The sequence below is a fragment of the Priestia sp. YIM B13486 genome (assembly GCF_042787865.1).
Classification (GTDB): domain Bacteria; phylum Bacillota; class Bacilli; order Bacillales; family Bacillaceae_H; genus Priestia; species Priestia megaterium.
The window spans coordinates 532,190-547,718 of record NZ_JBHZOZ010000004.1; the positions used below are offsets into that span (position 1 = coordinate 532,190).

Consider the following 15,529-nt stretch of genomic DNA (forward strand, 5'->3'; position numbering starts at 1 on the left):
TACTCTCTCCTTATTGGTGAAAAAGAAGAAGACTATCGCCTTCTTCTTTTTTTATATTTCAACAGCATGTCCACCATCTAAAAAGTACAGATAGCGATGCTGCACAGGTTGTTTTACAATCCGCTCAATGGCCTTTGCGTAAAGCTCTAACTGAATGCGGTATCTGTCAATTAGAAATGGTTTTGCTCGTTCAAAATCCCCTTGAAAACGATCCGAAATGTTATCGGTTTTAAAATCAAGTAAAACGAGACCTTCTTCCGTTTCATACAAACAATCAATAATACCTTGCACTAAAATTGTTTCGTCTTCCTGCTCCCAATGATCATAGATTTCTTTAGCGGAGACACCTAAACTAAAAGGCATCTCTCTATAAAGCGTGCGAGCCGTTCGAATACCTTGTGCAATGTCACTGTCTAAAAAGTCTGCTACATCATTTGCATCAACAGCATCCGCTTGTTCTTGCGTCAATAATTCTTTGGTAACCATTGATTGAATAAAGTCTTGAACCATTTCAAGGGTATAAGCTTTATTTAATGGAAGCTGCTGCATAACGGCATGTGTAGCTGTTCCTCTTTCAGCTCCTGTGAGAGATTTCTCTTGAAGAAACAGCGGACGATTTTCAAGAGGTGCTTTAGATCCCCGAATGAGATCGTCGCTTCCACCTGCGTCCGTCAGCTGCTGCTGCCTTTTTAGTTCAGAAACAGATTGCTTCGAACGATGAACGGAAGCTACACGATAATCATAAGACCAATTTAAGCGTCTATACACTTCGTCTTTATAATCGCTCGATTCTGAAACTGGCTCATGCTTTTGAAGAGCGTTTAAAAGCTCTTCATGATGCTGCTGCTCTTCAAGAGGCTGCTCGGCTAAATCATCTGCTAATAACGTTGAAAGTTTCCAGCTTGAAGCATGCTGATGAATCACCTTGGCCGGCTGGACCTCTCCTTCAACCATATGACTAACATTTTGGTGACGGATTAAAGAAGGTCCAATCCAGTCTAAATAACATTTTGCATCTCTTCTCACGTGAGCTGGAAGCGTCCAATCTTCATGTGCCATAACGGAGCTCCATTGTCTGAGCTTTTCTGGTGCATCTTTTACTGTTCCGACTAAAATAAGTTTTTCTTTCGCACGCGTCAAAGCTACGTATAATACCCGCATTTCCTCTGCCATGCTTTCTTTTTTCATTTTTTTCTTCATGGTCTGCTGAAGAAGAGTAGGGTACGTAATACGCAGTTTTGGATCAATATATTTAGATCCAAAACCTAGTTCTTTATCGAGTAAATATGCTTTATTCAAGTCCATTAAGTTAAACTGACGAGCAAGACCAGCTACAAAAACAACAGGAAACTCAAGACCTTTACTGCTGTGGATCGTCATCAAACGCACCACATCTTCTTGTTCTCCCAGTGCTCGAGCAGCTCCTAAATCGTTCCCTCGGTCCTGCATGCGTTCAATAAAACGTAAAAATCGAAACAGACCTCTAAATGAAGTTGCCTCGTACTGGCGAGCGCGATCGTAAAGAGCACGTAAATTGGCTTGACGCTGTTTCCCGCCAGGAAGTCCGCCAACAAATTCAAAGAAACCCGTATCGCAGTAAATTTGCCATACCAGTTCTGACAAAGAGCTTTGTCTAGCTTGTGTTCTCCATGCTTTTAACTGCTCATAGAAATACTTTACTTTATCGCGAAGTTCTTCATCATCTGAAGCCGCTAAGTACGTTTTTAACGCATCGTAATACGTTCCTTTCTTTTGCTCTGCTCTCAGTGTAGCTAACTCTTCATCTGAAAGCCCTACTACCGGTGAGCGAAGAACAGAAGCTAACGGAATGTCTTGATGCGGGTTATCTACTACTTTTAATAAAGACATCATAATCATCACTTCAGTAGCATCAAAATAACCTGTTGATAAATCGGCATAAATGGGCACGCCTTCTTGCTTAAATTCATCCATAATCTGCGCAGCCCAAGGCATAGAACGAAGCAAAATAACAAAGTCACGATACGTCACATTTCTCATGATATCGAGCTTGCGATCATATATTTGAAAGCGGTTTTGAACGAGTTCTTTGATTTTACGCGCCATTGCTCTTGCCTCTAACTGAGCCGTTTCAAGCTCTGCTTCTGAAAAAGCGACGAGAGAAGAATCCGATTCTTCTTCCCCTCCTTCTTCTGCATTTTCTTTTGCAATGAGCAGAAGCTCCGTTTCCATTCCTTCCGCTTTTGGATACGATGCTCCTAATTTTAAAGAAGCATCATCGTCATATGCAATTTCTCCTACTTCTTCATCCATCAGCTGGTTAAAAATAAAGTTTGTAGCATCAAGCACTTGAGAACGACTGCGGAAGTTTTTATTCAAATCGATACGTTTTCCGAACTGGCGACCATCTTGTGTAAAGCGCTTGTACTTTGTTAAGAACAAAAATGGCTCCGCTAAACGAAAGCGGTAAATGGATTGTTTTACATCTCCAACCATAAATAAATTCCCTTGTTCTTCACTATCTCTCGTCACTAATTTAATCAGTGTTTCTTGAACCATATTTGTATCTTGATATTCGTCAACAAGCACCTCTTCAAACTGAGTACGATATTTTTGGGCAATGGACGAAGGCTTAAGCACTCCATCTTCTTTTACACTCAAGATTTGCAGGCAATAATGTTCTAAATCAGAAAAGTCCACTAACCCTTTCTCTTTTTTCATATGTTCATATCGTTCACCGAAGCGCTGAACTAAAAAGATTAGCGTTTCAATAACGGGCTTCATTTTCTCAAAATCAGCCATGTAGCCGTGCAAAGGCCTAGAAAACAAATCAGCATGAAGTTTTTCAAGACTTGTTTTAGCTTTTTTGCGAAGCTCTCCGAAATCATCTAAAAGCTGCGAGTCGTATGCTTCTCCTTTACATGGCTTTAAACGAGTAAAATTCAAATTCTGCATTTCCTCATGCAAATCAGCAAAAGAATGCTTAGAAGCACTGATCAGCCGATGAATTTGAGCCAGATCTTCCTCTGCATTAACGGCGCGAGGAGCAGGCCCTCTTGGCAGCTTTGTTAACTCTAAGCCCTGTTTTAAAATCGACTCAATGCCCATCAGCTGCGTTGTTACTTCTTGTAAAAGAAAAGATAGAAACGGAAGTGAATCAATAGAAGAGTCTTCTGTCACATCATATTGACTCACGATCATTTCAAGCCAGCCGTTTGGGTCAGGGTTAGATCTTGCAAAGTCATACAGCTTTCTTACCATAAGCTGAATATCTAAGTCATTTCTGTCACTTGTATAACGATCAATTAAATCAAAGAATCGCTCGTTCTGTTCAATACTGTACTGTTCTTCAAACAATTCTTCTAATACTTCTTCACGCAGAAGATCGGCTTCCGTATCATCTGCAATCCGAAAACCAGGGTCTACATCAATCAAATAATAATACGTTCGAATGACTTCTAAACAAAAAGAATGGAGCGTAGAAATCGACGCACGGTTTAATAAATTAAGCTGTCTGCGCAAGTGCAAAGAAGATGGATTCTTTTTTAACTCTTTTTCCAATGCTTCTCCAATTCGATTTCTCATTTCGGCTGCAGAAGCATTTGTGAACGTAGCAACGAGTAATCTATCAACATCGATTGGCTCATCACCCATCGTAATCTTTTTAATAATACGTTCAACTAAAACCGCTGTTTTTCCTGAGCCAGCCGCCGCGGCTACTAATATATCTTGACCGGATGAAACAATGGCTTTCCACTGATCATCCGTCCACTGGGAGTCGGCCGGTTTTACGTGTATATCTTCATTCATCTCGTTTGGCCTCCTCTCGAATTTTATCTAAAATAACACTTTGACTCTCTGTACTAAGCTGACGATATTCGTTGTTTTCCATTGATTCATCGAACTGACAAATTGAGCGGTATTCACAAAACGCACATGGTGTTTTATCTTTTAGTTTATAAGGCGAAATTTCAATTTTCCCATTTGTAATCTCTGTACCTGCCTCCACAAATTTACCTCGCACATACTGACGGAGATGTGTAAAATCTTCTTCGCTCGCAACCGAAGAATTGGAATAAAAGCCCCCTGTCTTTTTAATGCCAGCTGATATAACCTGTGAGTGCCCTGATTCTAACGTTTCGTCCATTAACCTTACTGCTTCCTCGTCTCCTACAAGCAGTCCTTTCATTTTAAACTTCTTGAAGATTTCAGCTTCAATTTGATCAGGCTGTAATGCTTTAGTGCTGTTAATCATTGGATTATGAACGTGGAAATAAAGAACGCCAGCAGGCAATGCTCCTCTATTATCATGAAGAAGCTGTTCAGCATACGTCACGACTATGTCTAAATAAGCTAAAATTTGAAGAGATAAACCGTAGTACACTTCCACTAAGTTTAATGCTTTATCGCTTGATTTATAGTCGACAATACGCAGTAAAAGTCCTTTTGAGCTTTCCGCTTTATCTACCCTGTCAATTCTGCCAACGAGTTCCATCGTATGGCCATTTGGCAGTGTGAACTGCATAGAAGGCAGCTCTGCGCTAGGTCCAAATCCAAGCTCCAATCCAACGGGAACAAAGCCGCTCATCTTAGCGTGCTCACTTAACACAAGCGACGCACGTTCAATAATTTGCTGCAGCTTATGTGTTAAATAGTGGTGGCGATTCGAGCTCAATAAAATCTCATTTTGCAAGCGCGGAGCAAGCTCATGCACTGCAGCCGTAGAAAGCTGCTGACAGTCTTTTCTCGTTAAGTTCTTCCATTCTTTTTGACCGCCGCGAAGTTCGTCTGAAATCATTTTTAACGCCGCGTGAAATAACTCGCCTATGTCAGGAGCCGCCAATTTGAAAACTTTTCGTTCTTTAAGCTTGAGCCCGTGAGAAGCAAAATGCGCATATGGACAGGCTTCAAATTTTTCCATTCTCGATACGCTTGCTTGAATATGCTTTCCATACAGACGCTGACTCGTTTTCTTTGTTAACCGTTTTGCTTCATTTTGATAAAATAAGCTGCTTAGTACTTTCCCACTGTATGAGTTCCAATCTGAATTTTCCACATAAAAATTATACACATCCCACCAAACGGAACTCATCGGATAATGGCGTTTCCATCCTTGCAGCTGGCTGGCTAAATGCGCGATGCTCGTTAAAGGATTTGTAATATAACCAACTTGCTTTTCTTCTTCTAAATCTGTAGGTTCCGTCATTAACAGTTTTTCCTGCAGGAGCGGAAATAGCTCTTTTACTCGATTAATAACGAGTGAAGGCAGCAGGGTCTTCCCTTCCTCATTGGCAAGAGGATACGAAACATAAAGTTTTTCCGAAGAGCTGGAAAGTGCTAAATAAATGAGAAATTGTTCGTCAAACAGCTTTTGTCTTCCGGTTGGCGCAAGTAATAAACCTGATTCAAGCAGCTGTTCTCTCTCCTTCTCAGATAACAGGCCATCGCTTTTTGGTTTAGCTGGAATCACACCGTCATTTACACCTAACACAAAGCTTGCTTTGATATCGGATAAACGCGAACGCTCAAAACTTGCCACAACCACTTGATCCAGTGCAGGCGGAACAAGTGCAAACTGCATGCTGTCAAGCCCTGTCTCAAATAGATCTGCAAACAAAGAAATCGATACTTTCTCTTCTCCCATCATTTCAACAAACTGATCAAATAAGTGAAGAATTGCTTTCCATACCTGCTCGTGCTCTCTTGCTTCTTGAAGCTTTCCTTCTTCTTCACATCGATTGCGCAGCGCTTCTATCTTTTGTGGAATATCTAAATTCGTTAAAAAACGATAGAGCGCTTCTGCTTTTTCTTTTCCTATTTTCCCTTGTTTTAATTTTTGCTGAAGCGAATAAATAGGAGGAACAATCATATTTTTTAATTCATTTATTTTTTGCTCAAAAGCAAGCTCTTCGTCCGTTTTCCCAAGGTTCATGTCTTCAAGCGAACGATATTTTCTGTAGGTAAATGGTTCCTTGCTCGTCCACTTAGATCCTTGAATACCGTAAGCGAGTACATAATTTTCTAATTCATCCATCTCTTCGCGAAGCTGGTGCACATCAGATGACAAAGGAAATAAAAGATCTGTTTTCACTGCTCGAAAGATGGTTTCATATCGCCATGACCCGCTTACCACCTCTAAGACTGAGCGAACAAATTCAACGAGTGGATGGTGAAACATCGCTCGTTTTTGGTCAATAAAGTACGGAATTTCATAATCTCGAAAAATGGTTTGAAGCAAGTCATGGTAATCTTCTGCATTTCTAACAATCAAGGCAATATCACGGTAGCGATAGCCGCGATCGCGTACAAGTGAAAGTACTTCTCTTGCAATCCCTTCAACTTCTGCTCTTCGGCTAACAGCCGGCAGCAGCTGAATGTGCTTGGGCTCTGACTGAAATTCCGGCGTTGGCCGTTCATCATAATATCGTTCTAAATAGGCAAGCTCTGGACTGTTTTGATGCCTTTTTTGTTCGTTAAATACGATTGGCTCTTGAATCTCTATACCGTTTTCAGCCGCCAGGCCCATTATTTCTTGGTACGTTTCGCTCGTTAATCGAAACAAGTGCAAGTCATTTGGAATAAAATCTTGATATGAATAATCAGAAGTCACCGCTATTTTTACTTCTCTACAAACTTTCATCAGCTCTACTAATACGGTTAATTCTTGAGGAGTATAGTGATGAAATCCATCTACATAAATTGTTGCTTGAGCAAGATAGCCAGAAGACGCTACTTTTTCACTCAGCAGCTTCAAATAATCTTCTCCATCTACATATTTCGTCATCAGCTGTTTTTCTAATTCTCCGTAAATGAGATGTAAATCATGTAATTTATCAGCAAGGACTTTCTCATCTTCTGCTTGAAGCTTTTTCTTCATCTCTTCGAGAGACGGGGCATCTACTGTGTACTGTTTAAATTCTTTAACCATTTTTTCCAGTTCTTCAATAAACCCTGCTTGTTCTGAAGAATTCGCAAACAGTCGAAGCTCTTCTTTTTGATGTTCGATAATTTTTTTAAGCATCATATGAATACCTGTTTGATCCACATGATAGCGGCTAATACCTCCAACTTCTTGCAGGATACGCCATGCAAGACGTGTAAAACTATAAACTTGAGCACGCATCATGCCTTCTAACCCAGGTGTTTGAACAAGCGCATACTCCGACTGAAATGTCATCTGTTCAGGTACAATATAAATAAGTGGATGCCCAAGCGGAGCATTTAACAGCTCTTGGCGCATGCTATTTAAAAGATATTCCGTTTTCCCGCTTCCTGAACGTCCTAATAAAAACTGTAGCCCCACGTTTTCACCCCTTCATTTTTTTCTCTATGTTTTCATTTGTTTAAGTACAAAATGGATAAACGCCACGTAAACACGTGACGCAGTCGTCAAAATTTTATAGTGATAATCATCTAAATCTCTCTATCTCTCTCCTTATTATTTTACTGAACTTGCAGACAAAATTCCACTTTGCCGATATGTGAAATGCTGGATGCAACAAAAAAACTTTTCAGTAGTCAAAAGACCACTGAAAAGTTTTAGAAAAGCGAATTATTTTCTACTTTTACATCATGATTCCACCATCTACATGAAGTGTTGTACCGTTAATATAGTTGGACTCATCAGATGCTAAATACAGATAAGCATAACCAATGTCAGAAGGCTGACCTAATCTTTGTAAAGGAATCGTGGATTTCATTTGATCAATGATTTTGTCTGGCATCGCCTTCACCATATCCGTCTCAATAAACCCGGGAGCTACAGCGTTTACATTAATTCCTTTTCGTCCCAGCTCTTTAGCCCATGTTTTTGTCATTCCTACTACGCCTGCCTTTGTCGCCGCATAGTTTGTTTGACCAACATTTCCATATACGCCAGATACCGAAGATGTGCTAATAATTTTCCCTTTACCTTGAGCAATCATATGCGGTACCACTGCTTGTGTACAGTGAAAAACGCCTGTAAGGTTTACGTTGATTACTGCTTGAAAATTTTCAACTGATAATTTGGTTAGCATTCCATCTCTGGTGATACCTGCATTGTTAATTAAAATATCTATTTTAGAGTAGCGTTTCACTACTTCTTCTACCATTGCATCTACACTGTCTCGATCCGCTACGTTCACTTGAAAAAATGTTACATCTCCGCCTTCTTCTTTTAGCTGAGCTGCTCGTTCTTCTCCTGTTTTTGCATCGTAGTCAACCATAGCGACCTTTGCACCCTCTTGTGCGAATATTCGAGAAGCTTCGAATCCTAATCCATTTGCTGCACCCGTAATAATTGCCACTTTATCTTTTAATCTCATGTCACCCGCGCTATAAGACGCTTACTAACAACGATTAATCAGCAAGTCGCTTGAATCTCAGTAGCGCATTCCCCTCCTCAAAACGACGCCAAGCACGTCTTAATGATCATTCGGTGCTTTTCTAGTAATGATCCCTCTACTTACATCTTAGTAGTCAAGCTCAAAAATCATTCATATAATTTTTAAGAAAACGTTTTGAAATACATGAGGTGATAATACATGTTGAGAAAAAACACGTATATCTCTAGAAAACAAAGGGTTCATTACTTAGGTGCAACTAGGAATAGTCGTCTAATTTATTCCCAGTTTTTTCTTTTATTTTAGCATATTTCTCACAATTGATAAACAAAAAACTTGTTCATTACTGGACAGATACTCTGTATGTGCATTGTTCTTCCAACCGAATAAACAGACAAATAACTTCTTTACGAAAAATTTTAAGATCCTTTCAAAAATGCTGTTGTATCCCTATAAGAAAAGGCTTTTCTATAGTTTACAATACCCCTTTTGGCTGTATGTATAACAAAAGACTGCCTATTAAAAAGCAGTCTTTCATCACTATTTGTTATATATAAACAAACTATTTGTCATACTGTTTCACTTTAGATTTTTCATTTAATCTTCGTTCAATTTGTTTTCCAACAAGCCATAGAACAAAAATGATGACTAAAACAAGTACTGCTTTCAGAGGCTGTTTCACAAATGAAACAAAATCGGCCCCAATAAAGCTCATCATAAATATCATCACCATTTTACCGGCTAATACAGCCAGCATAAACTGAGCCATACTAACACGTGATAGCCCTGCTACTACATTAATTGCCGAAGACGGGGTAAAAGGGAAACAAAGCATAATAAACAGCGGTCCGAACCCGTGTCTTTCTACCCAAATCATAATCTTTCGAATTTGCGCATGCCGGCTGATGAAATGTAAAAACCTCGCCTGTCCATATTTTCTAAAAATCAAAAAGACAAGCAGTGATCCAACGCAGCTGCCAACCCATGAAATTAAAAAACCTAACCATAAGCCAAAAGCAGCAGCATTGGCCATTACAAACGCAAAAAGCGGCAAGATAGGGATAAACGCTTCTAAAATAGGCAACAGCAGCCCTGGAATGATTCCAAATGATTGATATTGTTTTAATAACTCGAGGACGCCGTCTAACGTCAAATAATGCTTTAATGTTTCAAAATCCATCGAATGTTCTCCTTATTTAAACAACTGTGCTACTTTTCACTTATTGTACTACTTTCCTTTACCAAACAAAAGTTTTACAGCGTTTTACCTTTCCTGTCCTTTTACGCTTGCCATACAGCCTTTATTTACACATACATATTTGGTTGAACAGCCATGCATTTTTTACTGAGACTGTTTTAAATAACGTTTAAACCAGCTTGTTAAATATTTTAGTCTCGCCGTTCGTAAATTAGGCTTACCGCTTCTAGAAAGTTCATGATTAGACTGAGGAAAACGAATAAATTCTACTTCTTTATCTTTTCTTTTCAGGGCCACATAAAGCTGTTCAGCTTGTTCAATTGGACATCTGTAATCCTGTTCGCTATGCAAGATTAACAGCGGTGTTTTAACATTCTCCGCTAAACGAAGCGGCGAGTGGTTCCAAAGTTTTTCCGGATTTTCATAAATATCAGCTTTTAATTCCCATTCGGTAAAATAATAGCCAATATCACTAACGCCGTAAAAACTTGTCCAATTTGAAATAGACCGTTGCGTTACCGCTGCTTTAAACCGATTTGTACTTCCTACAATCCAGTTTGTCATAAACCCTCCGTAGCTTCCTCCTGTTACGCCAAGCTTATCTTCATTAATATAAGAGTAGCGCTTCACTGCTTCGTCGGTCACTGCCATCAAATCCGTATAATCCATGCCTCCGTAATCCCCTCGAACCGCATCTGTAAATGCTTGACCATATCCTCTGCCGCCTCTTGGATTAGAAAAGAGGATATTGAACCCTTTTGATGCAAGTACTTGGAATTCAAGCATAAATGTATGACCATACATAAGATGCGGACCTCCATGGATTTCTAAAATGGTTGGAGATACATCATTGGTAGCAGCAGCTTTTACTACCCAACTGTGGATATGTATACCGTCCGTAGAAGTGGCGTAAAAAGATTCTGCTTGTGTAAGCTGCACATGCTTTAAAAATGAGTCATTAACGTTTGTCAGCTTCACTAATTCCTCTGTTTTTAAATTTAGAGAATAAAGATCTCCGGGATGTGTAAATGCACTGATTGCCACGATAGCTTCCTCACAATTGGGAAGAACAGATACCTCATATACGTGAGCATTATCCATAAGTACAGAGTCTAGCTTTCCATTCACATTTCCTTTATATATGCCTACAGAACCCTTTTCACTTACGACAAAATAAAATTCTTCATTACTGCCCCACATAATTCCCGCTGCGGTTCTACCAAAGTGAAAATCTCCTGCTACCATATCTCCTATTTCTAAGTCTATGCCAGCAGTGATACAAGCTGTTTTTTGGTTAGAGATCTGATAAATATATATGTCATTCATTGAAGCCGATCCGTATGTACGTTCATTTCCAATGTATGCTATGTATGACCCATCCGGTGACCACGAAACTTGATGAAAATATCCTGTTTCCGCTGTAATAGATGTTACTTTTTTAGTATCACGATGCAAAATAAACACATCCATCGTTAGCGATAAATCCGGATTCTCTCCTCGGCTGCTGCAAAATACAATTGAGTTTGCATCAGGGGACCAGCACCCAACAGAGTGATGATAAGGTCCATCCGTTAAAAACGTCACTTCTTTGTTTTTAAGTTTAACGACGGCAACTTGAGCATATTCACCTTTTAAATAACCGCTAACATCGGATTTGTACAATAGACGCTCCACTTCGTAAGGCTGAGGATATTCATGATTTTGTTCAACTCTTACAGCTTTTTCTCCTACTTTTGTAGAAAACATAATTTCGTCACTATAAGGAGACCACACCGGATTGCTAACGCCTTTTTCAAGATCTGTGAGTGCTTCTGCTTCTCCTCCTGCCGCTGCTAATAGATAGAGCTGAACGCTCTGACTGCGATCGGATAAAAAAGCAATCCACTTGCCATCAGGGGACCATACTGGAGAATGATTGTTTCCTTTACAGTAGGTTAATTGCTTTGTTTTTTTCGTTTCAAGATCTAGCAGAAATAGCTGCGTCTCATACGTGTTCTCTATTTTCTTCGTTTCTCGGACCGTATAAACTACACTTTTACCATCTGGGGAAATCTGAGGATTATACACAGACTTCAGTTCATACAAATCCTCTATCGTTACCGTACGCTTTTTTAAATGATTCAATTTCTTCGCCCCCAAGCACTCATTTTTAAACCAAATAGTCAATTGATAAAAACAAAAATAGCGTTTCCCTTTTACTTTATCATTTCTGAAAATAAAAATCTAAAAATTTAGAAAATTAGTTGTTTTTTCTCCTTTTAATCTATATAATAATAAAAAGGGTGCAGAGGTGATGAGGTATGAACAATGAAAAATCGTACACGGAAATGATGAAGTCCCTCGCTCGCAAGAAAAAAGTAATTGATACTGTGAGTATGTTGGATGTTTATATCGAAATGGTAATTGATGAATCGCTTTTTAAGCGTCAAAAAGAACTGTTAGAAACAAACATTAACACGGCATTAGATCAACGTGATGAAACTGCTTTTTATGAGCTATCAGCACAGTACCAATCCCTGCTTCAAACATCTACTTAATATTTCAGGAGCTTAATTCATATTAACGATTTATATGTACGTTTAACAGGCAGATCCTTTCTTCTCAGGAAGAACAGCTGTCTGTTAAATCGTGTTTACTACATAAAAAAAGATTCTTACACCTGTAAGAATCTTTTTTAGTAGAATCTTTCCTATGAGTGGACGTAACCGACCATTCCACTCATAGGTTTTTTTGTTATTTATGCGTCTGAAACTGCTCTTCTTCTGTGGAACCTTTTAAAGCTGTTGTAGAAGAAGTCCCACCAGAAACTACTTGTGCCACTTCATCAAAATAGCCCGTTCCTACTTCACGCTGATGTCTTGTAGCTGTATATCCATTTACTTCACTAGCAAACTCTCTTTCTTGTAACTCTGAATAAGCTGCCATTCCTCTTGTTTTATATCCTCGTGCCAGCTCAAACATGCTGTGGTTTAAAGCGTGGAAGCCAGCAAGCGTAACAAACTGGAACTTGTAGCCCATTTTTGCAATTTCTCTTTGGAATTTTTCAATCGTTTTCTCATCTAACTTTTTCTTCCAGTTGAAAGATGGTGAACAGTTATAAGCAAGCATTTTACCTGGGAATTTTTCATGAATAGCATCTGCAAATTTTTGTGCTTGTTCCAAGTTTGGTTCAGACGTCTCACACCACACTAGATCCGCATATGGCGCATATGCTAAGCCACGAGCAATAGCTTGATCGATTCCGGCTCTCGTGCGATAAAAACCTTCAGCGGTGCGTTCACCTGTAATAAACTGGCGATCTACAGGATCAACATCACTTGTAATTAAATCAGCGGCATCAGCATCGGTACGAGCGATCAGCAGTGTTGGGACACCCATTACATCAGAAGCTAAACGAGCAGCAATCAAATTTTTCACAGCGGTTTGAGTTGGAAGCAATACCTTGCCGCCGAGATGACCACACTTTTTCTCAGAGGATAATTGATCTTCAAAGTGTACGGCAGATGCTCCCGACTCAATCATTCCTTTCATGAGTTCAAATACGTTTAACTGTCCTCCAAACCCTGCTTCTGCATCTGCTACAATTGGAGCAAAGTAATCGATATCCCCTTCTCCTTCTAAATGCTGAATTTGATCAGCACGCTGCAGCGCTTGATTGATTCGTTTCACAACATGCGGCACGCTGTTTGCCGGGTATAAACTTTGATCAGGATACATATTTCCTGAAAGATTTGCATCTGCAGCTACCTGCCATCCGCTTAAGTAAATTGCTTTTAGCCCTGCTTTTACCTGTTGTACTGCTTGATTTCCTGTTAAAGCTCCTAAGGCATGAACGTATGGCTCTGTTTTTAATAAGTTCCAGAACTTTTCAGCTCCTCTTCTAGCAAGCGTATGTTCAATATCAATAGACCCTCTTAGCCCAATGACTTTTTCTGCAGAATATGGACGTTCAATTCCTTTCCAACGCTCATCGCTTTTCCAGTTCTCTTCAAGGTTTTTTACACGAATGTCTTTCATTCTTTATACCCCCTAATGAATTTAAAATTCTATATTCATAAAAATATAAAACGCAGCAGTTAGAATATGTCTGTTTCATGATGAAGTAAATTAGCAGCTTGCCATAATGTTAGCAAGAACGTAGATGAAATAAGTAAGTAGGTGAAGGACATGTAGTAAGACTTAGCTGAGGTGAATATACGCTGAGAATTTTGACTGCTATCTTTTCAATCACAAATAACTATTCCTCCCTATTGTTATAAAACAGTTTTTATTTTACATACGTTATTATATAACAGTACTTTCGAAAATGAAACCTCCTTTTAGAATTTTTTTCCTACTCGCAAGGAGGCTTTTCTATTAATACCTACGTATAAAAGGCTTCATATATCCTTTACTTTTTCTTATATCACTTATTCATTTCTTTCATACTTCTCAACAAATGAAATTCTTTCCAGTATTGTTGGGTGACCATATCGGAAAATCTTCACTAAATACGGCGGATTTACCTGAGATAGTCCTGATTTCGTTAAGTCCTGAAACGTTTTAATAGCAGCTTGCTTATCTCCTGTTAGGTCCATAGCATACGTGTCAGATTGAAGTTCATGATGACGCGACTGCATATTTGTTAACGGACTCACAGCAAATGTAAGAATAGAAAAAATAAGTAGAATAAGCGGTAAAGAATTTAAATCACTAAGAGAAGTAATTTTTAATGCTTTCCCCCATTTCTTAATCACAAAGCTGGCTAAATGTTTCGTTAGCCATAAGCCTACGATCGATAAAACTAATGCTGAAGCAATCCCCACATAAATATGTTTCTTTACATAATGACCCATTTCATGCGCCATGATAAACAAAATTTCACGTTCCGTTAATTTATTAAGAGTAGTATCCCATAACACAATTCTTGAATTAGAACCTATTCCCGTCACATATGCATTAAGGGAGTTCGTTTTTTCAGACATGTTTACTTCATATACATGCTTAGCAGGTATATGAGCTTCGTCTGCTAAATGCAAAATTTTCGTTTCCAGCTCTTTATTCTTTAATGGATAAAAATCGTTATATAACGGATCGATAACCACTGGTTGAATAAACGTCAAAAATAGCGTAAATGGAATAGATACTAGCCACGCATACAGCCACCATCTTTTTGAAAACTTACGAATGAATGCATATAACACAGCAATCACTAAAAACATGGTGGCATAGTTCACCCAAAAATCTGTAAAAAGATCCTTCATCCATCCCTGGAAAGGTTGCGTCGTAATATGATAAGCCTTTGAAAGCTTATAGCTAATCCAGTCCATAGGAAAAGAATAGATCAGCAGCAGAACGGATAACCAAAATACATAAATAGCAGTTTGGAGAAGACTGAAACGGCTGACATCTTTAGACCACTTATTAACTTTCTTAGACACACCTAACACTAAAATTAAAATAAACCCTAGCCACTCATATGGAATTCGGATAAAAAAGAGCGCATCTCTAATTTTTGAATATTTTTCGGTTAACATAAGTTCTCGTGTATTCATAAACGTAGCCGGGTCTACGCTGGTGCCTTTTAATGATTGTGGAATAGAGGTATCGCTTATATAGAATAAATACACCCAAATACACGCTCCATACACAAGAAAAACTCCGATGGACCACCAAACAATTTTTTTCACGCATTCCCCTCCTTTTGTACAAACAGTATGCCGTTATTACTATTGTAGGTTTTTTTTCGAAATTTAGAACAAGCGTTTATGGATGTGCTATAAGAAATGTAATTTGAGGCGAGGAAATCATAGAAAAATGAAAAATAGAGTTTAGACAAAAGAATAAACTCCGTTTACAAACAAAAAAAGCAGTTTGCATATGCAAACTGCTTTTAAGATGACCCGTACGGGATTCGAACCCGTGTTACCGCCGTGAAAGGGCGGTGTCTTAACCGCTTGACCAACGGGCCAGTATGGCTCCACAGGTAGGACTCGAACCTACGACCGATCGGTTAACAGCCGATAGCTCTACCACTGAGCTACTGTGG

8 protein-coding genes and 1 tRNA gene are annotated in these 15,529 nt (G+C 39.0%); 1 reads left to right on the top strand and 8 read right to left on the bottom strand.

Annotation, left to right across the window (positions count from 1 at the left end; all coding sequences use genetic code 11):
• Nucleotides 1–51: 51 nt before the first annotated feature.
• From addA to ACFX4G_RS14640, 5 genes are all read right to left on the bottom strand, one after another.
• Nucleotides 52–3,789, bottom strand: coding sequence for a helicase-exonuclease AddAB subunit AddA (addA, locus tag ACFX4G_RS14620; RefSeq protein WP_377575418.1), 3,738 nt, complete (start codon nt 3,787–3,789; stop codon nt 52–54).
• Entirely contained in the window at nt 3,782–7,282 is a 3,501-nt protein-coding gene (gene addB / locus ACFX4G_RS14625) for a helicase-exonuclease AddAB subunit AddB (RefSeq protein ID WP_377575421.1), read from the bottom strand. The genes addA and addB overlap by 8 nt, the downstream gene beginning before the upstream one ends.
• A gap of 262 nt (nt 7,283–7,544) precedes the next feature.
• Nucleotides 7,545–8,285, bottom strand: a complete 741-nt coding sequence (fabG, locus tag ACFX4G_RS14630; protein WP_377575424.1) for a 3-oxoacyl-ACP reductase FabG — start codon at nt 8,283–8,285, stop codon at nt 7,545–7,547.
• Between the two features lie 580 nt (nt 8,286–8,865).
• Nucleotides 8,866–9,483, bottom strand: a complete 618-nt coding sequence (locus ACFX4G_RS14635; RefSeq protein WP_013081701.1) for a TVP38/TMEM64 family protein — start codon at nt 9,481–9,483, stop codon at nt 8,866–8,868.
• Between the two features lie 162 nt (nt 9,484–9,645).
• Nucleotides 9,646–11,625 (bottom strand): S9 family peptidase, encoded by a 1,980-nt coding sequence (locus tag ACFX4G_RS14640; RefSeq protein ID WP_377575427.1) that lies wholly within the window; start codon nt 11,623–11,625, stop codon nt 9,646–9,648.
• 176 nt (nt 11,626–11,801) lie between these two features.
• On the opposite strand from ACFX4G_RS14640, the gene ACFX4G_RS14645 reads away from it, so the two are divergent.
• Nucleotides 11,802–12,038, top strand: coding sequence for an IDEAL domain-containing protein (locus ACFX4G_RS14645; RefSeq protein ID WP_028412421.1), 237 nt, complete (start codon nt 11,802–11,804; stop codon nt 12,036–12,038).
• 196 nt (nt 12,039–12,234) lie between these two features.
• Here the strand turns inward: ACFX4G_RS14645 and aceA are convergent, their stop codons facing one another.
• The 3 genes from aceA to ACFX4G_RS14660 form a co-directional block, all read right to left on the bottom strand.
• Nucleotides 12,235–13,518, bottom strand: a complete 1,284-nt coding sequence (gene aceA, locus ACFX4G_RS14650) for an isocitrate lyase (RefSeq protein WP_230183544.1) — start codon at nt 13,516–13,518, stop codon at nt 12,235–12,237.
• 392 nt (nt 13,519–13,910) lie between these two features.
• Nucleotides 13,911–15,170 carry a M48 family metallopeptidase gene (locus ACFX4G_RS14655; protein WP_097824347.1) on the bottom strand — a complete coding sequence of 420 codons (1,260 nt, stop codon included), beginning with the start codon at nt 15,168–15,170 and terminating at the stop codon, nt 13,911–13,913.
• A gap of 209 nt (nt 15,171–15,379) precedes the next feature.
• Nucleotides 15,380–15,451: transfer RNA gene (locus tag ACFX4G_RS14660), tRNA-Glu, on the bottom strand.
• Nucleotides 15,452–15,529 lie beyond the last annotated feature (78 nt).